Annotated in this window: 29 protein-coding genes; 13 read left to right on the forward strand and 16 right to left on the reverse strand. The window is 53.0% G+C overall.

Translation table 11 applies throughout. The features are described from left to right. Window positions 1-45 precede the first annotated feature (45 nt). From ACRPFF_RS06245 to ACRPFF_RS06255, 3 genes are read left to right on the forward strand one after another with little or no spacing between them, the layout of a single operon-like run. Window positions 46-618, forward strand: coding sequence for a ubiquinone biosynthesis accessory factor UbiJ (locus ACRPFF_RS06245; protein WP_411712390.1), 573 nt, complete (start codon window positions 46-48; stop codon window positions 616-618). Between the two features lie 19 nt (window positions 619-637). Then, window positions 638-1,528, forward strand: coding sequence for an NAD(+) kinase (locus tag ACRPFF_RS06250; RefSeq protein WP_432674126.1), 891 nt, complete (start codon window positions 638-640; stop codon window positions 1,526-1,528). 24 nt (window positions 1,529-1,552) lie between these two features. Further along, complete coding sequence (locus ACRPFF_RS06255; RefSeq protein WP_219208086.1) at window positions 1,553-2,311, forward strand: pseudouridine synthase; 759 nt, start codon at window positions 1,553-1,555, stop codon at window positions 2,309-2,311. Between the two features lie 54 nt (window positions 2,312-2,365). Here ACRPFF_RS06255 and ACRPFF_RS06260 read toward each other — a convergent pair whose 3' ends face one another. Both ACRPFF_RS06260 and folE2 read right to left on the reverse strand, forming a co-directional pair. Next, window positions 2,366-3,031 carry an NAD(P)H-dependent oxidoreductase gene (locus ACRPFF_RS06260; protein WP_411712391.1) on the reverse strand — a complete coding sequence of 222 codons (666 nt, stop codon included), beginning with the start codon at window positions 3,029-3,031 and terminating at the stop codon, window positions 2,366-2,368. 114 nt (window positions 3,032-3,145) lie between these two features. Then, the gene (gene folE2, locus ACRPFF_RS06265; RefSeq protein ID WP_411712463.1) at window positions 3,146-3,919 is read right to left on the reverse strand and encodes a GTP cyclohydrolase FolE2; all 774 of its coding nucleotides are present in this window, start codon (window positions 3,917-3,919) and stop codon (window positions 3,146-3,148) included. A 202-nt stretch (window positions 3,920-4,121) separates the two neighbouring features. On the opposite strand from folE2, the gene ACRPFF_RS06270 reads away from it, so the two are divergent. After that, complete coding sequence (locus ACRPFF_RS06270) at window positions 4,122-5,279, forward strand: trans-sulfuration enzyme family protein (protein WP_411712392.1); 1,158 nt, start codon at window positions 4,122-4,124, stop codon at window positions 5,277-5,279. A 63-nt stretch (window positions 5,280-5,342) separates the two neighbouring features. Here ACRPFF_RS06270 and hemB read toward each other — a convergent pair whose 3' ends face one another. Further along, on the reverse strand, window positions 5,343-6,344 hold the full coding sequence (hemB, locus tag ACRPFF_RS06275; RefSeq protein WP_432674127.1) for a porphobilinogen synthase: 1,002 nt from the start codon (window positions 6,342-6,344) through the stop codon (window positions 5,343-5,345). Window positions 6,345-6,526: 182 nt separating this feature from the next. After that, a complete protein-coding gene (yhbY, locus tag ACRPFF_RS06280) occupies window positions 6,527-6,811 on the reverse strand; it encodes a ribosome assembly RNA-binding protein YhbY (RefSeq protein WP_003677631.1) in 285 nt (94 codons plus the stop codon). A 108-nt stretch (window positions 6,812-6,919) separates the two neighbouring features. Here yhbY and ACRPFF_RS06285 point away from each other — a divergent pair, with 108 nt between their 5' ends. The 9 genes from ACRPFF_RS06285 (at window position 6,920) to ACRPFF_RS06325 (ending at window position 13,897) form a co-directional block, all read left to right on the forward strand. Continuing rightward, complete coding sequence (locus tag ACRPFF_RS06285; RefSeq protein ID WP_411712395.1) at window positions 6,920-7,540, forward strand: RlmE family RNA methyltransferase; 621 nt, start codon at window positions 6,920-6,922, stop codon at window positions 7,538-7,540. A gap of 63 nt (window positions 7,541-7,603) precedes the next feature. After that, on the forward strand, window positions 7,604-9,571 hold the full coding sequence (ftsH, locus tag ACRPFF_RS06290; RefSeq protein ID WP_432674128.1) for an ATP-dependent zinc metalloprotease FtsH: 1,968 nt from the start codon (window positions 7,604-7,606) through the stop codon (window positions 9,569-9,571). A gap of 220 nt (window positions 9,572-9,791) precedes the next feature. Continuing rightward, window positions 9,792-10,223, forward strand: a complete 432-nt coding sequence (locus ACRPFF_RS06295; protein ID WP_432674129.1) for a type II toxin-antitoxin system RatA family toxin — start codon at window positions 9,792-9,794, stop codon at window positions 10,221-10,223. Continuing rightward, entirely contained in the window at window positions 10,216-10,494 is a 279-nt protein-coding gene (locus ACRPFF_RS06300; RefSeq protein WP_432674130.1) for an RnfH family protein, read from the forward strand. Before ACRPFF_RS06295 ends, ACRPFF_RS06300 begins: the two co-directional genes overlap by 8 nt. A gap of 52 nt (window positions 10,495-10,546) precedes the next feature. Next, a complete protein-coding gene (gene pth / locus ACRPFF_RS06305; protein WP_432674131.1) occupies window positions 10,547-11,125 on the forward strand; it encodes an aminoacyl-tRNA hydrolase in 579 nt (192 codons plus the stop codon). A 59-nt stretch (window positions 11,126-11,184) separates the two neighbouring features. Further along, window positions 11,185-11,391 (forward strand): dioxygenase, encoded by a 207-nt coding sequence (locus ACRPFF_RS06310; RefSeq protein WP_432674142.1) that lies wholly within the window; start codon window positions 11,185-11,187, stop codon window positions 11,389-11,391. After that, the gene (locus tag ACRPFF_RS06315) at window positions 11,388-11,750 is read left to right on the forward strand and encodes a VanZ family protein (RefSeq protein WP_432674132.1); all 363 of its coding nucleotides are present in this window, start codon (window positions 11,388-11,390) and stop codon (window positions 11,748-11,750) included. Before ACRPFF_RS06310 ends, ACRPFF_RS06315 begins: the two co-directional genes overlap by 4 nt. 91 nt (window positions 11,751-11,841) lie before the next feature. Next, window positions 11,842-12,351 carry a peptidylprolyl isomerase gene (locus ACRPFF_RS06320; RefSeq protein WP_432674133.1) on the forward strand — a complete coding sequence of 170 codons (510 nt, stop codon included), beginning with the start codon at window positions 11,842-11,844 and terminating at the stop codon, window positions 12,349-12,351. Between the two features lie 163 nt (window positions 12,352-12,514). After that, window positions 12,515-13,897, forward strand: a complete 1,383-nt coding sequence (locus tag ACRPFF_RS06325; protein WP_432674134.1) for a phosphomannomutase/phosphoglucomutase — start codon at window positions 12,515-12,517, stop codon at window positions 13,895-13,897. Window positions 13,898-13,952: 55 nt separating this feature from the next. Here ACRPFF_RS06325 and ACRPFF_RS06330 read toward each other — a convergent pair whose 3' ends face one another. From ACRPFF_RS06330 to ACRPFF_RS06385, 12 genes are all read right to left on the reverse strand, one after another. Beyond that, window positions 13,953-14,708, reverse strand: a complete 756-nt coding sequence (locus ACRPFF_RS06330; RefSeq protein ID WP_432674135.1) for an amino acid ABC transporter ATP-binding protein — start codon at window positions 14,706-14,708, stop codon at window positions 13,953-13,955. Between the two features lie 9 nt (window positions 14,709-14,717). Further along, complete coding sequence (locus tag ACRPFF_RS06335; RefSeq protein WP_432674136.1) at window positions 14,718-15,434, reverse strand: amino acid ABC transporter permease; 717 nt, start codon at window positions 15,432-15,434, stop codon at window positions 14,718-14,720. Continuing rightward, complete coding sequence (locus tag ACRPFF_RS06340; protein WP_432674137.1) at window positions 15,424-16,251, reverse strand: amino acid ABC transporter substrate-binding protein; 828 nt, start codon at window positions 16,249-16,251, stop codon at window positions 15,424-15,426. The genes ACRPFF_RS06335 and ACRPFF_RS06340 overlap by 11 nt, the downstream gene beginning before the upstream one ends. A gap of 210 nt (window positions 16,252-16,461) precedes the next feature. After that, entirely contained in the window at window positions 16,462-17,235 is a 774-nt protein-coding gene (locus tag ACRPFF_RS06345; protein WP_314169241.1) for a DNA adenine methylase, read from the reverse strand. 189 nt (window positions 17,236-17,424) lie between these two features. Further along, window positions 17,425-17,538, reverse strand: coding sequence for a Com family DNA-binding transcriptional regulator (locus ACRPFF_RS06350; protein ID WP_314169242.1), 114 nt, complete (start codon window positions 17,536-17,538; stop codon window positions 17,425-17,427). A gap of 166 nt (window positions 17,539-17,704) precedes the next feature. Continuing rightward, window positions 17,705-17,845, reverse strand: a complete 141-nt coding sequence (locus tag ACRPFF_RS06355) for a hypothetical protein (protein ID WP_301667567.1) — start codon at window positions 17,843-17,845, stop codon at window positions 17,705-17,707. Further along, window positions 17,842-18,294 (reverse strand): hypothetical protein, encoded by a 453-nt coding sequence (locus tag ACRPFF_RS06360; RefSeq protein ID WP_432674143.1) that lies wholly within the window; start codon window positions 18,292-18,294, stop codon window positions 17,842-17,844. The genes ACRPFF_RS06355 and ACRPFF_RS06360 overlap by 4 nt, the downstream gene beginning before the upstream one ends. Next, entirely contained in the window at window positions 18,294-19,019 is a 726-nt protein-coding gene (locus ACRPFF_RS06365) for a tail fiber assembly protein (protein WP_301883443.1), read from the reverse strand. The genes ACRPFF_RS06360 and ACRPFF_RS06365 overlap by 1 nt, the downstream gene beginning before the upstream one ends. Before the next feature lie 40 nt (window positions 19,020-19,059). After that, window positions 19,060-19,968: a phage tail protein gene (locus ACRPFF_RS06370; protein ID WP_432674138.1), complete on the reverse strand. Its 909-nt coding sequence runs from the start codon at window positions 19,966-19,968 to the stop codon at window positions 19,060-19,062. Beyond that, window positions 19,968-20,546 (reverse strand): phage tail protein, encoded by a 579-nt coding sequence (locus ACRPFF_RS06375; RefSeq protein WP_301883448.1) that lies wholly within the window; start codon window positions 20,544-20,546, stop codon window positions 19,968-19,970. Before ACRPFF_RS06375 ends, ACRPFF_RS06370 begins: the two co-directional genes overlap by 1 nt. 2 nt (window positions 20,547-20,548) lie before the next feature. Continuing rightward, on the reverse strand, window positions 20,549-21,682 hold the full coding sequence (locus ACRPFF_RS06380) for a baseplate assembly protein (RefSeq protein WP_432674139.1): 1,134 nt from the start codon (window positions 21,680-21,682) through the stop codon (window positions 20,549-20,551). Beyond that, the gene (locus ACRPFF_RS06385) at window positions 21,673-22,050 is read right to left on the reverse strand and encodes a GPW/gp25 family protein (RefSeq protein ID WP_118780116.1); all 378 of its coding nucleotides are present in this window, start codon (window positions 22,048-22,050) and stop codon (window positions 21,673-21,675) included. The genes ACRPFF_RS06380 and ACRPFF_RS06385 overlap by 10 nt, the downstream gene beginning before the upstream one ends. Window positions 22,051-22,078 lie beyond the last annotated feature (28 nt).

Raw genomic sequence — 22,078 nt, forward strand, 5'->3', positions numbered from 1 at the left:
GCAACAGCAACAAACCGGCATTCTGCCCGCAGTCAGGAAATAAACATGTCCGCCCTATTCCCCATCATCAACCACCTGATTCAGCAAAACCCCGACAGCCGCTCGGAGCTTGCCGCATTTGCCGACAAAACACTGGCACTGAACATTGCCGGATTGAAACTGACCGGACGTATCACGGAAGAAGGATTTCTATCGGCAAGCAACGGTTTTGCAGATACAGAAATCACCTTCCGCAACAGCGCGGTACAAAAAATCCTGCAAGGAGGCGAGCCGGGGGTGGGAGACATCAGCCTTGAAGGAGACCTCATCCTCGGCATGGCGGTACTGCCCCTGCTCGGCAGCCTGCGTTACCGTGCATCAGACGACTTGGCACGGATTTTCGGCACGCAGCTCGGCAACAGCATCGGCAGCCGTGCCGCCGATATCGGACACGGCATCAAACAAATCGGCAGAAGCATAGCCGAACAAATCGGCGAATTTTCCCGCGAACTCGAATCCCCCGTTATCGACGCCGCCACCCTGTCCGCCTGGATGGAAGAAGTGGACAAACTGCGCGACGACGTCGCCCGCCTCAACGAACGCCTCGACAGGCTCGAACGCGACATTTGGATAGACTAACCTTAAGACGGCATCCGACATGACCAGCCCTTTTCACAACATCGGCATCGTAACCCGCCCCAACACGCCCGACATCCAAGATACTGCACACACACTGATTACCTTTTTGAAGCAGCATGGCTTTACCGTCTATCTCGACGAAGTCGGCATAAGGGAATGCTGCATCTATACCCAAGACACCGACGGCTGCCATATCGTCAACAAGACCGAACTGGGGCAATACTGCGACCTGGTCGCCGTCTTAGGCGGAGACGGCACCTTTCTCTCTGCCGCCCGCGAAATCGCCCCGCGCGCCGTTCCGATTATCGGTATCAACCAAGGTCATTTGGGCTTTCTTACCCAAATTCCCCGCGAATATATGACGGACAAGCTATTGCCCGTTTTAGAAGGAAAATACCTTGCCGAAGAGCGAATCCTGATTGAAGCCGCACTGATCCGCGAAGGCAAAACCGCCGAACGCGCCCTCGCCCTCAACGATGCCGTCCTCTCCCGTGGCGGTGCCGGACAGATGATTGAATTTGAAGTCTTCGTCAATCAGGAATTCGTCTATACACAACGTTCGGACGGGCTGATTGTCTCCACCCCCACCGGATCGACCGCCTATTCGCTTGCCGCCGGCGGTCCTATCATGCAGGCAGGATTACACGCCTTCACACTCGTACCCATCTGTCCGCAATCCATGACCAACCGCCCCATCGCCATTTCCGACGCATCTGAAATCGAAATCCTCGTTACCCAAAGCGGCGACGCCCGCGTTCATTTCGACGGACAATCCTTCATCGACGTGCAAAACCTCGACCGCATCATCATCCGCCGCTACCACAATCCCTTACGCATCCTACACCCGACCGATTACCAATATTTCAAAACCCTGCGCCAAAAACTGCACTGGGGCGAGCAATTAGTCTAAGCCGGCCTTTACCCGAAAGTACCCATGAATTCCAAAATTTCCTCCGACCATACAGAAGATGTCATGCGCCTGTCCAAACGTATGGCGCAACTGGGGCTTTGTTCGCGCCGCGAAGCCGACGGCTATATCGAACAGGGCTGGGTAACGGTCAACGGCAAAACCGCCGTACTCGGTCAGAAAGTTTCACCGGCAGACCGTATCGAACTGAACAAGAAAGCCCACGAACAGCAGGCGGCACGCATTACCATCCTGTTGAACAAACCCGTCGGCTATGTCAGCGCACAAGCGGAAAAAGGCTATAAATCCGCCGCCGAACTGATTACCTCTGAAAATCGCTGGGAAGGCGACACCAGCCGCATCCGTTTCGATCCGAAACACAAAATCGGCCTCGCCCCCGCCGGCAGGCTGGACATCGACTCGGTCGGATTACTGGTATTGACGCAAGACGGCCGTATCGCCAAGCAGCTTATCGGCGAAAACAGCGGCAGTGAAAAAGAATATTTAGTGCGCGTGCGCGGCAAATTGGACGAAAAAGGACTTGCCTTACTGAATCACGGATTGAGTTTGGACGGTGAGAAACTGCGTCCCGCCAAAGTAGAATGGCAAAACGAAGACCAACTGCGTTTCGTATTGAAACAAGGTAAAAAGCGGCAAATCCGCCGTATGTGCGAACTGGTCGGACTGCGCGTCGTCGGGCTGAAACGCATCCGTATGGGCAAGGTCAAACTCGGCAGGCTGCCGCCCGGCAAATGGCGTTATCTCGCTCCCGGCGAATCGTTTTGAATAAGCATTAAAAAATGCCGTCTGAAAATCCTTGCGTTTTCAGACGGCATTGCCTTATGCCCAAATAACGGTTTCTTCCAAGGGCCTGCGCGCTTTCGTGGCGATTTCCTGAACCCGGTAGCCGAATATCGCGGCAACGGACACGCCCCATTCTGCCGCATCGAACAAACCGAACTGCCCGGACAATACGCGTTCCATATCGGCATAGTTGAAACCTTCCACCGGACAGGAATCGATACCTGTCATCGCCGCACCCGTCATCATGTTGGCTAACGCGATATAGGTCTGGCGGCAACACCAGTCAAACAAGGCGCGAGAATCGTCCAAAATCTTGATGTCGTCAGCTTGAAACGCCTGATACCTTGCCAAAGATTTCGCCACGGCATCCGGTTCGGTAACGCCACGCCGTTTGAGGCTCTCCAACATAAACGGGCTGTCGAAGCGGGCATTTTTCTTCGCCAAAAACACCACCAAATGACTGGCGGTATCCAAAGCATCCGCCATACCCCAAGAAAACAGCTTGATGGCCTGTCGGATTTCAGGGTTTTGAACCACAACAAACTGCCAAGGCTCCGAACCGACCGAACTGGGCGACAAACGCCCGAGTTCTAAAATAAACTGAAAATCCTCGGCACTGATTTTGCGTGCCGCATCGTAATACCGGCACGATTTGCGGTTTTTAAATGCGGATAGAACCTGCTCTCTGTCTAATACCGTCATAGTGGCATCCTTTTATTATTTGTATTGCAAATTGATTTCAAACCGATACGGCGGCAGATTCGACAATAACGCCCAAACGCCTTTCCGACGGCATTTGGTTCATCGCAAACACGCCTACGGATACGCGATATAGGCATAAGCCGAATGGTTGTGGATAGATTCGAAATTCTCACTCTCGACGACAAAGCTCTTAATGCGTTTGTCGGCAATCAGCGAAGTAGCGACATCGCGCACCATATCTTCCACGAATTTCGGATTTTCGTAGGCCTTTTCGGTAACGTATTTTTCATCGGGGCGTTTGAGCAGGCCGTAGAGTTGGCAGCTCGCCTGCGCCTCCACATAATCGATGACTTCCTCGATACCGACTTCGGCATCGGCAGTCAGGCTGACGGTAACGTGCGAACGCTGATTGTGCGCGCCGTATTGGGAAATTTCTTTGGAACACGGGCAAAGCGAGGTTACGGGAATCATAACCTTCATACTGTGGCCGTATGCCCCGTCTTTAATTTCGCCCGTGAGGCTGACATCATAATCCAGTAAAGACTGAATACCGGAAACCGGGGCGGTTTTCTTGCGGAAAAACGGAAAAGAAACGCTGATTTTGCCGGCGCGGGAATCCAAAAGCGCGACCATTTCGGCGGTCAGCCTATGCAATTGTGCAAAATCCAAAGCTTCGGTATGTTGCTCCATCAATGCGACAAAGCGCGACATATGCGTACCCTTCTGCTCGGCGGGCAGGTAGACCGTCATGGTCAGGCGGGCAACCGTGGATTGCGTTCCTTCGGCGGTTTGCAGGGTAATCGGGAAGCGCAGGTCTTTAATGCCGACCTGATTGATCGGCAGGTTGCGTAAATCTCTGCTGGATTGCACGTCTGCAATGGCACTCATGCGTTGTTTTTCCTTAATATTCAGATAATTATTGAGATGTGTGTATTGTATGGCAGGCAGATGCCGTCTGAAAAAACGCTGTTGGCCGCCTGCCTGCAAATGCGAGATTATATCACTTGCTTTTGGCGGCTGCATTGATTGTTTCTATTTTCGGGATAGTGATAAAATCCCGACTTATTCATATCTTACAAGGCAGAAACAGATGAAATTCGCCACGAAAGCCATTCATTCCGGCTACGATTGCGATGAACACAACCGCGCGCTGATGCCGCCGATTTATCAAAACAGTATGTTTGCGCTGCACGAAATCGGCGAAAATGTGCCTTACCGTTATTCGCGCCTGAGCAACCCGACCCGTCAGATTTTAGAAGACACCGTTGCCGATTTGGAACACGGTGTGGCAGGTTTTGCGTTTTCCAGCGGTATGGCGGGGATTGATGCCGTGTGGCGTACTTTCCTGCGCCCTGGCGATACCATTGTCGCCGTCGCCGATATTTACGGTGGCGCGTATGACTTATTGGTCGATGTTTATCAAAAATGGGGGGTGAACGTTGTTTTTGCCGATTTGGGCAATCCGGATAATTTGGACGAATTGCTCAAAGCACACAAGGTCAAACTGGTTTGGCTGGAAACGCCGTCCAATCCGCTTTTACGCTTGGTAGACATCAAAGCCCTTGCCGCGAAAGCCAAAACAGCCGGTGCGCTGGTCGGCATCGACAACACCTTTGCCACGCCGTATCTGCAACAGCCCTTGGATATGGGTTGCGATTTTGTGTTCCACTCTGCTACCAAATATTTGTGCGGCCATTCCGACGTATTGATGGGCATCGTCGTTGCCAAAACCAAAGAGCTGGCGCAGCCTTTACACGACATGATGGTGCATACCGGCGCGATTGCAGGCCCAATGGACTGCTGGCTGGTGTTACGCGGTATCAAAACATTGGCCTTGCGCATGAATGCCCATTGCCAAAACGCACTCGAAATCGCGCGCCGTTTGGAAGCCCATCCTGCCATTGAAAAAGTGTTCTATCCCGGCCTGCCGTCGCACGAGCATTACGAACTGGCGAAAACACAAATGCCCAAAGGCATCGGCGGCGTGGTTACGGTTTATCTCAAAAACGACACGCGTGAAGCGGCAAATAGTGTGATTAAAAACATGAAACTGGTCAAAATGGCTTCCAGCCTCGGCGGCGTGGAAAGTTTGGTCAACCATTGCTATTCCCAATCCCACAGCGGCGTGCCGCATGATGTGAAAATGGAAATGGGCATCAAACTCGGCCTGCTGCGTTTCTCTATCGGCATTGAAGACGTAGATGATATTTGGAACGATATTTCTGCCGCACTGGATACGACTGTATAATCCACGCAAAATGCCGTCTGAAACCATAGTTTCAGACGGCATTTCAATATTGCGAATCAAATATCAACGCTTCAGCATCTTTGCCGCCTCAATGGCGTAATAGGTCAAAATCCCGTCCGCGCCCGCGCGTTTGAATGCCAGCAGGCTTTCCAAAACCACCTTATCGCCGTCCAGCCAGCCGTTGGCAATCGCTGCCTGCAACATCGCATATTCACCCGAAACCTGATAGACATAAGTCGGCACACCGAACTCGTCCTTCACGCGGCGGACAACGTCCAAATACGGCAAACCGGGCTTGACCATCACCATATCCGCACCTTCCTGAATGTCCAACGCCACTTCGTGCAACGCCTCATCGGTATTTGCCGGATCCATCTGGTAGGTCTTTTTATCTGCCTTGCCCAAATTGCCCGAACTGCCCACCGCATCGCGGAACGGACCGTAGAATGCAGAAGCATATTTGGCGGAATATGCCATAATCCGCGTATGGATATGTCCGGCATCCTCCAAAGCCTCGCGGATGGCGCCGATACGCCCGTCCATCATATCGGAAGGAGCAACGACCTGTGCGCCCGCCTCTGCATGACATAAAGCCTGTTTCACCAAGACTTCTACGGTTTCATCGTTCATCACATAACCGTTTTTGTCCGTCAGTCCGTCCTGACCGTGAACCGTATAAGGATCGAGCGCGACATCCGTCATAATGCCCAGTTCGGGAAACCTCTCGCGCAAGGCGCGGACGGCCGTCGGCACCAGTCCTTCAGGGTTATACGCCTCCTGCGCACATTCCGTCTTATTTGCCGTAACGACAGGGAATAGTGCCAGCATGGGTATTCCCAAATTTGACGCTTCCTCCGCCGTAAACAGCAACCTGTCCAAACTTTGACGCTTCACACCCGGCATAGAAGGCACATCCTCCTCACGAGCCGCGCCCTCCAGTACGAACACCGGATAAATCAAATCATCGGCGGTCAGCGTGTGTTCGCGCATCAGGCGGCGTGAAAAATCATCCCTGCGCATACGGCGCATACGCGAAGCCGGAACATTGCGGTAAGGAAACTGCATAAGCCCTCCAATCATCCTGTCAACAATTCAAATCATACGGAAGCCGCCGCAACTTGCAGACGGCATCGGGCGGCAATCAAAATCCGTTTTCACCGGAAAGGGTTTCGGCACGCCGGAATGCCGCGCCGGAGGACAGCGTCCCGCCCGTTAAAGAACAATAGCAAAACAACCGCTTCAGGCTGTCAGGCTTCGATATTCTTACGCCACAATACCAAAAGTTTTCCGATATGCTGAACCAGTTGCGCATCAACCGCCTCACATAAGGCATTGCAGATTTCGATACGCTCGGCACGGTCGTCGCCGAATACGCGCACTTTAATCAGCTCATGCGCCGTCAGCGCGGCATCGGTTTCCCTGATGACGGAATCCGTCAGGCCCTGTTGTCCGACCATCACGACAGGATTCAAATGATGCGCGCGCGCTTTCAATTCCAAAATTTCTTTGGTATTTAATTTTGTATCAGTCATTTTCCTAGTGCTTGAACCATAAAGAATAATGACCCATTGTACGCGATTTGGCGCAGCAGGGGCAAAATTAACGTACAATAGGTCGTTTCCATTCTAACCCCGACCATTATGGCCTCACGTTCCAAATCCTCAAAAGCGTGGCTGCACGAACACGTCAACGATCACTATGTCCACATGGCGCAAAAAGACGGCTACCGCGCCCGTGCCGCATACAAACTATTGGAAATTAACGAAAAAGACAAACTAATCAAACCCGGAACCATATTGGCGGATTTAGGCAGCGCACCGGGAAGCTGGTCGCAGGTCGCTGCCAAGCTGGCCGGCCCTTCCGGCGCGGTATTCGCTTTGGACATCCTGCCCATGGAAGCCGTAAACGGCGTATCCTTTATTCAAGGCGACTTCAGGGAAAACGGCGTCTTGGCACAATTTGAAACCTTATTAAACAACCGCCCCCTGGATCTTGTAATTTGCGATATGGCACCCAATATGTCGGGAAACGCCGTAAGCGATCAGGCACGCAGCCTCTATCTGTGCGAATTGGCCCTTGACTTTGCCTCGCAACACCTGAAAACAGGCGGCAGCTTTTTAGTCAAAGTCTTTCAGGGAGCAGGCTATCAGGAATACATGGCAGCCATGCGCGAAATTTTCGGCACGGTGCAGACGCGCAAACCCGAAGCCTCGCGCAATCGCTCCAGTGAGATTTATTTATTGGGCAAAAATAAACGCTGACAATACAGACGGCGTGTTTTACAATCATTTCCGTTTTACACCTCAATTATGGAGCCTTGCTAAGTGGGGAATACCTTTAAATCAATCCTTGTCTGGGTCGCCTTGGGTATCGGTCTGATGGCTGCGTTCAACGCTTTAGACGGTAAAAAAGAAGACAACGGGCAAATCGAATATTCTCAGTTCATCCAACAGGTCAACAACGGCGAAGTATCCGGCGTTAACATCGAAGGATCCGTCGTCAGCGGCTACCTGATTAAAGGCGAGCGCACCGACAAAAGCACCTTCTTCACCAACGCGCCTTTGGACGACAACCTAATTAAAACACTGCTCGACAAAAACGTCCGCGTAAAAGTAACGCCGGAAGAAAAACCGAGCGCGCTGGCTGCCCTGTTTTACAGCCTGCTGCCCGTCCTGCTGCTCATCGGCGCATGGTTCTACTTTATGCGTATGCAGACGGGCGGCGGCGGAAAAGGCGGCGCATTCTCATTCGGCAAAAGCCGTGCGCGCCTGCTGGATAAAGATGCCAACAAAGTGACCTTTGCCGATGTCGCCGGCTGCGACGAAGCCAAAGAAGAAGTGCAGGAAATCGTCGATTACCTCAAAGCGCCGAACCGCTATCAAAGCCTCGGCGGTCGCGTGCCGCGTGGCATCCTGCTGGCGGGCAGCCCGGGTACGGGTAAAACCCTGCTGGCAAAAGCCATTGCAGGCGAAGCCGGCGTACCGTTCTTCAGTATTTCAGGTTCTGACTTTGTCGAAATGTTTGTTGGTGTCGGCGCAAGCCGCGTCCGCGACATGTTCGAACAGGCAAAGAAAAATGCGCCCTGTATCATCTTTATCGACGAAATTGACGCGGTAGGCCGCCAACGCGGCGCAGGTTTGGGCGGCGGCAATGATGAGCGCGAGCAAACATTAAATCAATTATTGGTTGAAATGGACGGTTTTGAGAGCAACCAAACCGTCATCGTCATTGCGGCAACCAACCGTCCCGACGTACTCGACCCTGCGCTGCAACGCCCCGGCCGTTTCGACCGCCAAGTGGTCGTCCCCTTACCCGATATCCGCGGGCGCGAACAGATTTTGAAAGTCCATGCCCAAAAAGTGCCTTTGGACGAATCCGTAGATTTGATGTCCCTGGCACGCGGCACACCCGGTTTTTCCGGCGCGGATTTGGCAAACCTGGTTAACGAAGCCGCCCTGTTTGCCGGCCGCCGCAACAAAGTCAAAGTCGATCAAAGCGATTTTGAAGACGCCAAAGACAAAATCTATATGGGTCCCGAACGACGCAGCATGGTCATGCACGAAGACGAAAAACGCGCAACGGCGTATCATGAGTCCGGACACGCGATTGTTGCCGAAAGCCTGCCCTTTACCGACCCCGTCCACAAAGTAACCATTATGCCGCGCGGACGCGCATTGGGTCTGACCTGGCAGCTTCCTGAACGCGACCGTATCAGCATGTATAAAGACCAGTTGTTGAGCCAGCTCTCCATCCTGTTCGGCGGACGGATTGCCGAAGACATCTTCGTCGGACGCATCTCCACCGGCGCATCCAACGATTTCGAACGCGCAACCCAAATGGCGCGCGAAATGGTAACGCGCTACGGTATGAGCGATAAAATGGGCGTGATGGTTTATGCGGAAAACGAAGGTGAAGTGTTCTTGGGTCGCAGCGTAACCCGTTCTCAAAACATTTCCGAAAAAACGCAACAGGATATCGATGCGGAAATCCGCCGTATTTTGGACGAGCAATATCAAATCGCCTACAAAATCCTGGATGAAAACCGCGACAAAATGGAAACCATGTGCAAAGCTCTGATGGAGTGGGAGACCATAGACCGCGATCAGGTATTGGAAATTATGGCGGGCAAACAACCCAGCCCGCCCAAGGATTACAGCCACAACCTGCACGAGAATGCGGACGCGGCGGAAGATAACGCGCCGCACGCTCCGACTCGGGAAAAAACCGAAGCACCTGCCCCGGCAGACACCGCCTCGACAGAGTCCGGGCAGCAGCCTGAAAACAAGGCTTAACTTCCCGAACAAACGGCAGCCCGCAAGCTGCCGTTTTCCCATCCTGTTTTCAGACGGCATTTTCCACTCAATGCCGTCTGAAACGCAAAAGCCGTATCGGTTTTTGCGAATCTGCGATATGGCGGTTTAAATTGAAATCAGAACGGGCAAGGCTGTACCGGTTTAAAATTAAACCGCTATAATACCGCCCTTCAAATACACGCCCGCATTGGTGATGCCTGTGAAAAAAGTTGAAAAAAACATCTTGGTGCTGCACGGCGCGGACAAAATGTTCGAGCTGGTCGACAAGGTTGAGGATTACCCGAACTTTCTACCGTGGTACAGCAAGACCGAGGTCATCGGGCGTAGCGGCAACGAACTGAAGGCGCGGCTGTTTATGGATTATATGCACGTTCGCCAATCGTTTGCCACGCACAACCGCAACATCCCCGGCAAGGAAATCCGTATGGATTTGCTTGACGGCCCGTTCAAAACCTTACGTGGAACGTGGAAATTTATCGATTTGGGCGACGATATGTGCAAAATTGAATTCAACCTTGAATACGATTTTTCCAATGCCGTCTTATCCGCCTTAATTTCCCCCGTATTCAGCCACCTTTCCTCCACATTGGTCGAAGCGTTCGTCAAAGAGGCAGACCGCCGTTATGCTTGAAATTGAGATTGTGTACGGTCTGCCCGACCGACAGGTTTTGAAAACCATGCAGCTTGCCGAGGGAACAACCGTCCGCGCCGCCGCACTGCAAAGCGGTTTGGACGGCATATTTGAAGATTTAAACCTGCATTCCGCCCCCTTGGGCATTTTCGGCAAAGCCGTCAAAGACGATACGCTGTTACGCGACGGAGACCGTATCGAAGTGTACCGCCCGCTGTTGATCGATCCCAAAGAAGCGCGCCGCAAACGCGTTCAAAATCAAGAAGAATAACCATGCCGTCTGAAGCCTTCAGACTGCATTCGACAGAAACACGGAAAATATCATGTCAAACAAAATCAAAATGGTTGTCGGATTGGGCAACCCCGGCAAAGAATACGACCAAACCCGACACAATGCAGGCTTTTGGTTCCTCGACGAACTGGCTTGGAAGTGGAAGGCTTCGTTTAAAGAAGAAAAAAAATTCTTCGGCGAAGTCGCCCGTGCTACCCTGCCCAACGGCGATGTCTGGCTGCTCAAGCCGACCACGTTCATGAACCGTTCCGGACAGGCAGTTGCCGCCCTTGCGCAGTTTTATAAAATCAAACCCGAAGAAATCCTCGTCGTCCACGACGAACTCGACATTCCTTGCGGCAGGATTAAGTTCAAACTCGGCGGTGGAAACGGCGGACACAACGGCTTGAAAGACATTCAGGCACGGCTCGGCACGGCCGACTATTACCGCCTGCGCCTCGGCATCGACCACCCGGGCGACCGCAACCTCGTCGTCGGCTATGTCCTGAACAAACCCAGTGCGGAACACCGCCAACAGATTGACGATGCCATTGCCAAATCCCTGCAAGCCATACCCGACATCATTTCCGGCAAATGGGAAGAAGCAACGCGCTTCCTGCACAGCAAATGACACTATGCCGTCTGAAGCCCTTTCAGACGGCATTTCCCGATTTCCATATCCGAACAGTCATGACCAAACTCAAGCAGCTTATCCAAACCGAATCCATCCCCGTCATTGAAGAAACTTTAAATTTTCTGCTCTACGAATGCAGCATAGACGATGCCCCCTCCGCCGAAGAAATTGCCGTTTGGCGCGATATGCTGGCCGCACGCGGCGGAAAATTCCTGCGCCTATCCAAACTATGCCGGACATGGCTTGAAGAGGAACAAGCATGAATCTGCCACGCAACCGCTTTATCCTGCTCTCGGCATTGTGGTTTGCAGGCAGCATTTACTCACTGCTTTTCAAAGCTGCCGAAACCGCGCCGCCGCCTTTTCCGCATTTCGACAAAGCAGCACACCTCGCCCTGTTTTTCGCACAAATCTGGCTTCTGACCAAAGCATTCAGAACCGACAACCGCCCCATCCCCTATCGTAGCCTGATGGTCTTTGCCCTCTGTTTCGCCGTAGTCAGCGAATGCGCGCAGGAGTGGCTGACCGAAACCCGAACCGGCAGTCTGGGCGACATCTTTGCCGACCTGACGGGTGCATTGCTCGCACTCTTTGCCGCACGTTCCGCCAATCGCCCGGGATGACTCTTCCCAAATAAAGAATATTTTTCATACAGCCTTGAAGTTTTTCCTCCAGCCACCATTTGCAAAAAAATTCTTAACGAAAGGAAAACCCATGATTATCCTGCACACCAACAAAGGCGACATCAAAATTGAACTCGATTTCGACAAAGCCCCCGTTACCGCCAAAAACTTTGAACAATACGTCAAAGACGGCTTCTACGACGGCGTAATCTTCCACCGCGTCATCAAAGGCTTCATGATTCAAGGCGGCGGCATGGATGAAAACATGAACGAAAAAGAAACGCGCGATCCGATTCAAAATGAAGCGTCCAACGGCCTGCCCAACGATAAATACACCATCGCCATGGCACGCACTTCTGACCCCCATTCCGCCAGTGCGCAATTCTTCATCAACACTGCCGACAATGCCTTCCTCAACCAACGCTCCAAAGAAATGTACGGCAGAACCGTCGTACAAGACTGGGGTTATGCCGTATTCGGCAAGGTAATCGACGGTTTTGACGCTGGCGACGCCATCGAAGGCGTATCCACCAAACGCCACGGCTACCATGATGATGTGCCGACCGAACCTGTCATCATTATCAAAGCCGAAGCCGTATAAACCGATAATTCGGAAGCAGCCTGCATAAAAGGCTGCTTTTTTTGTTTCAGGCGGCATAAAATCCAAGCACATATGCCGTCTGAACACCTCCCGCAGACCTTCGGACAATATTGCAACGTGTTAAAATAGCCTCCTTTCCTGAAACCACAACAAGGAAACCATCATGGCAAATATTGCCCGCGACATCTTCAAAGCCTACGATATCCGAGGCATTGTCGGCAAAACCCTGACCAACGAAGCCGCCTACCTTATCGGCAAAGCCATCGCCACCAGAGCCACCGAAAAAGGCATTACCCGCATCGCACTCGGCCGCGACGGACGCTTGAGCGGTCCCGAACTGATGGAGCACATCCAACGCGGCTTTACCGACAGCGGCATCGACGTTCTCAACGTCGGCATGGTTGCCACCCCTATGCTCTACTTCGCAGCCATTAACGAATGCGGCGGCAGCGGCGTGATGATTACCGGCAGCCACAATCCGCCCGATTACAACGGCTTTAAAATGATGCTCGGCGGCGACACGCTTGCCGGCGAAGCCATCCAAGAACTTTTGTCCATCATTGAAAAAGACGGTTTTGCTGCCGCCGGCAAACAAGGCAGCGTCACCGAAAAAGACATCTCCGGCGAATACCTCAAATACATTACCGGACACATCAGGCTCAAACGCCCGATGAACATCGCCATTGACGCGGGCAACGGCGTGGGCGGCGCGTTTGCCGGCAAACTCTATAAAGGCTTGGGCAACGAAGTAACCGAACTTTTCTGCGAAGTGGACGGCAATTTCCCCAACCACCATCCCGACCCATCCAAACCCAAAAACCTGCAAGATTTGATTGCCGCGCTGAAAAACGGCGATGCCGAAATCGGCCTGGCGTTTGACGGCGATGCCGACCGCTTGGGCGTGGTTACCAAAGACGGCAACATCATCTATCCAGACCGCCAATTAATGCTTTTCGCGCAAGATGCGTTGAGCCGCAATCCCCGCGCGAAAGTCATTTTCGATGTCAAATCCACCCGTCTGCTTGCACCTTGGATTAAAGAACACGGCGGCGAACCTGTGATGGAAAAAACCGGCCACAGCTTTATCAAATCCGCCATGAAAAAAACCGGCGCGCTGGTTGCCGGCGAAATGAGCGGTCACGTTTTCTTTAAAGAACGCTGGTTCGGCTTCGACGACGGTATGTATGCCGGTGCACGCCTCTTGGAAATCCTGTCTGCCTTCGACAATCCGTCCGAAGTATTGCACAACCTGCCGCAAAGCATTTCCACTCCGGAACTTAACATCGACCTGCCTGAAGGCAGCAACGGCCACAAAGTGATTGAAGAGCTGGCTGCCAATGCCAAGTTTGAAGGTGCGACCGAAATCATCACCATCGACGGCTTGCGCGTTGAATTCCCCGACGGCTTCGGTCTGATGCGTGCTTCCAATACCACGCCGATTCTGGTGTTGCGTTTTGAAGCGGACACGCAAGAAGCGATTGAGCGTATTCAGAACCAATTCAAAGCCGTCATTGAAAGCAATCCAAATTTAATCTGGCCTCTGTAAAAATAGAAAAAATGCCGTCTGAAAGTTTCAGACGGCATTTTTCACACATGGTTAATCAAATCTTGGCAGATTGGATTTGGCTTAGAAATCTCCGCGTCCGTTCGTGTTTGGGGTGGTCGAACAATTCTTTCGGGCTGCCCTGCTCTACAATAACACCGCCGTCCATGACGACGACGGTAGTTGCCACTTCTAAGGCGAATTTGATTTCATGCGTAACGACGACCATCGTCCAGCCTTCTTGCGCCAATTCCTTCATGGCGTTCAGCACGTCTTGCACCAATTCCGGATCCAGCGCGGAAGTGGGTTCGTCAAACAACATCAGCTCAGGCTGAATCGCCAATGCGCGGGCAATGCCGACACGCTGCTGTTGACCGCCGGAAAGCTGGTAGGGGTAGAGGTCAACCTTATCGCCCAAACCGACTTTTTCAAGCAATTTGACAGCCTCTTCACGCGCTTTAGCGACAGGCTTGCCTTGTACGGCAACCGGCCCTTCCATCACGTTTTCCAATGCGGTTTTGTGCGGGAAAAGGTTGTATTGTTGGAACACCATGCCGGACTTGCGGCGCAGTGCCAAAATATCGTGTTTGCTTGGTTTTTTGGAAAAATCGATTTTCAGCGGTCGCACGTTGTCGAACTCAATTTGTCCGTCTTCGGGCATTTCCAGCGCGTTTAAACAGCGCAGAAACGTCGTCTTACCCGAGCCGGAAGGCCCAAGGATGACGACCACCTGCCCTTTGCCCACATCCAAATCGATGCCGCGCAAAATAGTGTTTTCTCCGAAGGTTTTGCGGATATTGCGGATTTTAATCATGGCTTTCCCTTATTTGGCGACATAGCGGTCGAAGCGTTTTTCCAAGCGTGCCTGAATCAGGAACAGCACTTTGCAGAAGCACCAATAAACCAACGCGGCTTCGATATAGACGGGCAGGAAGTCGTAGGTACGGTTTGCCGTTTCCTGAGCGACACGGAAAAGCTCCGTTACCGTTCCCACTGCGGCAAGCGAGGTGTTTTTGAACAAGCCGATAAACTCGTTGCTCAAAGGCGGCACGGCAACGCGAAATGCCTGCGGTGCGACGATGCGGCGGAACGTCTGCATATAGGTCATACCGATGGAGAAACCTGCTTCCCACTGCCCTTTCGGCACGGACAAAATTGCCGCGCGTATGGTTTCGGAAGCGTATGCGCCGACATTGAGCGAAAAGCCGATGATGGCTGCAGGAATCGGGTCAATATAGATGCCGACGGACGGCAGCCCGTAAAACACAATCACAAGCTGCACCAACAGCGGCGTACCTCGAATGACGGAAATATAAAATTCCACCAATTTCAGCAGGATTTTCCGCGCAATGCCGCCGGCGGGCATAATCCGCACCAAAGCCACGGCTACGGCAATAATCATGCCGATAACGAAAGAAGCGATCGCTAAAGGCAAAGATACTGCGAAGCCGGCTTTGACCATAGGCAAAAACGCGCTGACAATCATATCGGCGCGTGTTTCCGTCATAAACGGCAGCGAAGCAAGGAAATTATTGAACACTGATGTCTTTTCCGAAGAATTGTTCGCCCAGTTTTTTCAACGTGCCGTCGGCTTTCAGCTCGTTGATTGCCGTACTGAATTTCGCCACGGCTTCGTCATTGCCCTTGTTGACAATCAGGCCGGAACCGACTTTTTCATCAGCAGGCGCGGACCAAACGATTTTCACGCCGGCATTTGGGTTTTTCTTCAGGTAATCCAATACCGCCAATTCGTCGTTCAGGGTTGCATCGGCACGTTTTTGTTCAATCAGGGTCAGCGATTGCGCCAAACCATCAACAGCCACCAAATCTGCGCCTGCAGCTTTGGCTTTTTCGCCGTAGTTGCTGGTCAGGGATTGCGCGGTTTTCACGCCTTTGATGTCGGCTAGGGATTTGATGTTACTGTCTTTACGCGCGACCAAAACCGCACCGCTCCAGCTGTAAGGCTCGGATTTGTCGAATGTCGCTTGGCGTTCGGGGCTGGTCAGGCCGACTTGGTTTGCCACCACGTCGAAACGCCCCGCCTTCAAACCCGCCATCATCGAATCCCATTGCGTTTCTTTAAATTCGACTTTCACGCCCAGTTTTTCCGCCACGGCGCGGGTAACTTCCACATCATAGCCGGTCAATTTGCCGTCTTTGTCGTGGTAGGTAAACGGTGCGTAAGTGCCTTCTGTACCGACGGTAACCGTGCCTTTATTGTTGATGCGCTCGATTAAAGAACCGGAAACTGCCGATTGTGCAGGCGCGGAAGATGCTCCGCTGCCGCCTTCCGAACCGCCGCAGGCCGCCAAAACCAATGCGGTCATACCGCCGAGTATGAATTTTTTCAACATCATCCTCTCCTGTAAAAAGTGTGCAAGTGCGGCATTCTAAGTGAAATTGCGGCAAATACAAAGAATACTTTTTTATATGGCTATTCCAAACCGGAATGTGAAGCGCACCGAGAAAAATCTCGGCATTTTCTGAGAAAAAACTTTGGCAGTTTATTGCATTATTTGCAACTCCCTTGCACTTTTATAAAAGCGACGATAACCGTCGCTTTTGTTTTACCAGTTGCAGATAACCAGTTCGCCGCTGGTTTTTTGCGTTTTGTCCCGACCAACGGAATAGGTAAGCTCAAGGCGGGTAGTTCGGAAATCTTTGAACAACTCTCTAATATCGGGATGGTCGTTAATAGACATCATTACTTTGCCTTTGCTCTCAGCCATCGATTTTGCCAATAGTTCGTACTGCATCCAATCAAAAGAACGGTCATAGCCTGCTGTTTGCCAATACGGTGGATCGGCATAGAAGAAGGTATGTTCGCGGTCGTAGCGTTTAAAGCACCGTTCCCACGGTTCGTTTTCAACGAATACACCGTTCAGTCTGGTTTTGGCAGCGGTCAGTTTTGCTTTGATTTGAGAGGCGTCCCATGCTTTAGATGTGGTTGCGGTACCGAAATGCTGTTGGACGGTTTTGCCGCCGAAGGCATTGTGCTGGAGATAGAAGAACCGTGCGGCACGTTGGATGTCGGTCATGCAATCCGGTGGGGTGCTTTGCAGACGGGCAAATACCTCGCGACTGGTCAACGTCCACTCGAACTGTCTGACAAACTCATCAAAATGATGCTGAACGATGCGGTAGAGGTTGATAAGCTGTCCGTCGATATCGTTAAGTACCTCTACTTTGGCAGGTTTCGGACGAAGGAAAAAGAGTGCCGCTCCACCTGCAAACAGTTCGACATAACAGGAATGTTCGGGGAACATGGGGAACAGGTGTTTTGCCAGTCGGCGTTTACCGCCCATCCAAGGGACGATAGGTTGTGGTTTGGTATAGTCCATGAGTTACTCCTATATAACGGGTACTCGCGGTACTCTTATCCATATAATGAATCATAATGTTTGTTTGACGGCTATCGATGTGGCCGCCATGTTGTATTTTGAGCATGCATACAGCCTGTTCTTTGGCATTCCGAACGCTCTCATTAGGGTTGTAGATATGATGCTCGGTGGCATTCTGATGATTTTTAATTAGTTGAAGGTATTGATATTTTTGCAGCGCATACATTTTATTTGCACGCGGCCGCTGCCTTTTGCAAGCAGCCTGCTGCAATATTTACAGCGCAGTTCGCGGTAGTTTTGCATTTGCACCCACTCCAATTTTGGATAGAATGCCCAAGTCTCTAGAGACTAAGGCGGCCTTGAAGTCAATGCAGCTCACTCTGCTTGGCTGGCGTACCGGTGTTCCCGCACCGGTACGTCGCCGTCCCACTTTAATATTTTTTATCCTCCTTTATTGATGTTATTTCCATCAGTTGCTCTGTATCATTTGATAATTGGCAATTTCTTTTTCCGCTCGCTCGAACAGGGCAATATCGCCGGTTTCCGATGCGTATCTGCTGACCCTCATCCATTCGTCGATTTGGGTCTGACAAAATTGAAAGGGTGTCATACAGCCTCCCTCCGGAATATTGCTGCCAAATCCCCGGGCGAGAACCGCCAACCTTCGGTTATTCCCATTACCGTCGCACAAAACTCGCTACAGAACCAACGGTTTTTACTCTGAGTCAGACGGAATACCGTCCCAACTGCTCCCATCCAGTCGTAACGGCAACCGCGTGTCTGAGCATATAGGCAGACGACCGAACTGTGCGCGGATGGCGGCAGCGGAATCAAATCCCACTTGTCAGACGGCAGCGGCATCACTTTCATACGTACACCGCCGTCGCGCCCACTGGCGGAATAACAGGCATAAGAAGAGGCGCAGTATGTAGGGAGCCGCACGGCGATTTCGCAGTGACTGTACTGACTGCGAGTTACAGTACGTATCAGCCAATCCTCAAACCTCGCACGTATTCCGTCCGCCTTTCCTTTGTAAAGTGCCAGATAAACCTCCGCCATCATTCAGCCTCGGCTTTCAGGTCGATGACGAGCGATATATCAGCCAATTCATCAAGATTTGCCGCGGCGTTGATTTTGTCTTCCGCCGCCTGCCTCAAGCCTGCAACATGCGCGGTCAAAAGTTCGAATTTGAGTGTTTTTTCATAAGCTTTTTGCCTTAAAGCAGCGGGCGGCACGCCTCGAGAAGTGGCAATGGCGTCAAGCGTCGGCGTTGCAGCATTAGGGTCGGCATGCCATGCCTTCGCCTCAAATGCCTGCGTTGTCCAAGTTGCCACCTCAAATTCGGGCACTTTATCCAAGCCCGCCGCACGGTCAATATAGGATTGCGCGGCGCGGTTGACTTCAGCCAGTTTTTCAGACTTCGCCTGTTGCAGCATTTTCTTTTTGGCGGCAGGTGTCAGCACCCAGTCGCTTCCGTCCCATTTGTGGTATTCCGACGGGCGCGGAATCAGGGTCAGGCCTTTAGGTAACGCGCCGGCTTCTTCGATGTCGGTTTTGCCGCCGTCGCTCGTCCGGTAGGCGGTTTGGCCGCGGTGGTCTTCTAAGATTTCCCACTCTTCGCCCGTCCAACGCGCGGTGTGGTGTTCGGGGATTTCTGGCGGCGCGGTCTCAATGCAGCCTGCCGGGATGAGCCAGTTTTCAGGATTTAAGGGATCGGGGTCGGCGCCGGTGCTGCCGATATAGAGGTTTTGGGTGTCGAGTTGGTAAACGGTTTTCTGGGTCATGAGGTTTGTCCTTTCAGACGGCATTTTGTTTCAACGCGCATCAAATTTTGATGCAGGCCAACAATGCGATGTTGCGCGGGCGGTTTTCGTTGGCCGTGGGGACGACGCGAGATGCGTCGAAAGTAACAGCCGTAACGGCGGCCCCTCTTGCGTTTGAGTCAAAGGTCCATTGTTTGGTTGCTTGCTCTTTTTCGAACGCGCCCGACGTGATGACGTTGTCGAAGAGTTGCTCCGCTTGATTTTGGCCGCTGTCTAATTTGCCCGTGATATTACGAATGGCATCGCCTTGCGCACTGCCCAGTGCACGCCCGCTGTCGATGCCGCGGCCGTCGTCCCAGCCGCGCACGAATTCGCCGCGAAGGTCGGGCAGATTGAAGGTGGTGCGGCCGTCACCTGTGCCGTAGGTGGTACCGATGGATTGGAAAAGGGCGGCGTAGAGGGTGCGCGATACGGCCGCGCCGTTGGCTTTGAGCCAGCCTGCGGGGGCGGTTTGCCCGGCGAAGTACATCACCGCGCCGCTGGTGATGAGGCTTGGGGCATCGGCTTCAGTGAGGACGCGGTTGTGGTCATAGGTGAGGTTGCCGTCGTGTTTCAAATATAAAATCCTTCCGCTCTTTGTATTCACGACATATGCGCCGGTGGCGTCCGCGCCCAGCCTGATGTAGCGGTCGGCGGCGGCGTGGGCGGTGCTTGCACTGGCTTTGATGTCGGCTTGGAAGGTTTTCGCGCCAGGGATGGTCTGGTCGCTGGTGAGGGCGACGGCGTTGTTGCCTAGCTCTTCAATGGTGCGGGCGGCGGCTTCGGTTTGGTTTTTGAGCCAAAGGGTGCGGTTGGCCAATTGTTTTGCCTGACGGTTGTCGATGCCGTCCGGCCCGCCCATCACGGGGTCGGAGGTTTCTAATTGGTAAATGCCTGGTTCCCATTGTGCTGTTTCGTTCAAATTTGCCATTATGCAGTTCCTCGGTTAAATGTTCCGTCTCTCGATACCCGTCCGTTATGCCGGACGGCGGCGTGCCGGTAATCCAATGCCGCCAATACGCATCGGGCAGGCGCGAAGGCTTGCAGGGTATGCCGCAGCAAAGCCGCCTGATCGTTGGTTAGCGCGCCGTTCATGGTGATACGGTAATGCGCCCAGTGGTCGGACCGTCCGTGCGCGTAGGTTCCGTCCCGCCTGATTTCGCCGTTGTGTTCCTTATTGCCCAAGCCTTCGGTGATTTCGACTTCTCCGAAGCCGAGCCGCCGCACGATTTCGCGTATCGCCCACGGTGTGCCTTTCATACGGTGCAGCCGATACGCGCCCTTAATCAGTTTGCGGCGCGTCTGGTCGCTTTCAGCTAACCAGTAGCCGTCCGCACCTAAAATGCTGCGGCCCTCCGCCAGCAGTGCCAAGTGTTCTGGAGCAACCAAATCTACCAGCCTCGGCAGTAGTCTGACAGCATCGGCCTCATCCATCCTCAAGCCTAAATCCGCCAACATTTTGTAACGTCGGTCGTGTTCGATAACGGATGCGTAGGAGAGTTTTGCCATTGCTAACCCTCCGCCGTTTCAGGCGAGATGCGGATATTGACGGAAGTGCATCTTGCCCATTGGTCGGGTTGGACGACGGTCAGCGCGGGCGACTTTAAAACGACGTTGTATACGCCGGCCGTCTTCAATGCCGTCTGAATGTCCAGCGGCACGATGTCCGCGCCCAGTTTTTCGCGGCGTGATGCTTCGTAATCCGCCCAAGCCTGTTTTGCCGCCGCCAAAACTTCGGCGGCATCCGCGCCTGTAAACAGCGTGAGTTCCGCATCCAGCGTGTAATCGATAACAGAAGGGGCGGCAACGCTTACCGTGTCGCAAAGCGGGCGGACACGCTCGTCAGACAAAGCCCTCTGCACTTCGCCGATGAGTTCGGGAGACGGCAGTCCGTTTTTAGTTAGCACCGTTACCCGTACCCGGCCGCCGACCGGCTCGCCGCCTGCCGTTTTCAGGTTGCCGACATGAACGTCGCAAATGACAGGATTGACACGTCGTGCGAAGTATTCGTATGCGCCGACAGGCCCCGCCACGCTGAAACTTTCCGGGGCGAGCAGGATGCGTTGCCGATAAGCATCGTCCGACTCTTCGTCCGCACCGCCTGCCGATACTTCGATATTGGCGGCAGATACGCCGTCAATAGGACTGACCAAGGTATTGATTTGTCCTGCGGCAAAACCATTGCCGGACACACCTGTCTGCGTGCAGACAGCCTCCAAATCCAAAGTTCGGCCGGCCGGTAAGAGCGTGCCTTCCGATGCCGTCTGAAACACGGTCGCACCTGCGGCAATCTGCGTACTTTGCGGGATGACGACGGGTTCGCTGTGGGAAGCTGCAAGGGTAAAGCGGACAGTGCAGCGGGCGGCCGATGCCTCAAGGCGCGGCGTGTTCACATCGTCGCCGCACAAATCCAACATCAACCCCGTTGCAAAACGCGGGTGCTGCTGGCGGTAGGCTTCGTTCAAGGCTTTGCGGACCAGCATTTCGCGGTAGGCATAGGTGTTGATAATCAGACGCTCGATGTGGGCGGGTTGCAGGGTTTTGCCGCTTTTTGCCTCATAGTCGGCAATGGTCTGCGCCAAAATCTCGGCAAGGTCGTCTGAAACCGCCTTGACTTCTTCACGCTTGAGTTTGCTCAAATCCATGCCGCCCGCTCCAATCTGATGTCTGTCGTATAAACCTCGCCTGCCACTTCATCCGCTATGCGCCAGTAAACCGTCATCGTCAGATGCGGTGCGACACCGTCGAAAATAATGTCCTCAACCACTGCCCGCTTCTCCCACGTCTGTATGGCCAGCACGGTTTCGCGAACGATATTGGGGACAAACACGTCTTCGGGCGTATCCAGCCATTTGTAATGGTCGGAGCCGAAATCAGGGCGGGTAACGTCCGAACCCTTGCGGGTCGATAAAATAGTGCGGATACATTGGTCGATGTCGTCCGCGCCCTGAACCACGCCCGAGCCTTCGGGCGCGAGCTGCCAGTGCTTGGAAATCGGTGCGGCGTAAAACATAAAAATCCCTGTATCGCTGATAGATACA

This window comes from Neisseria sp. SLRRB23, from assembly GCF_050896295.1.
Taxonomy (GTDB): Bacteria; Pseudomonadota; Gammaproteobacteria; order Burkholderiales; family Neisseriaceae; genus Neisseria.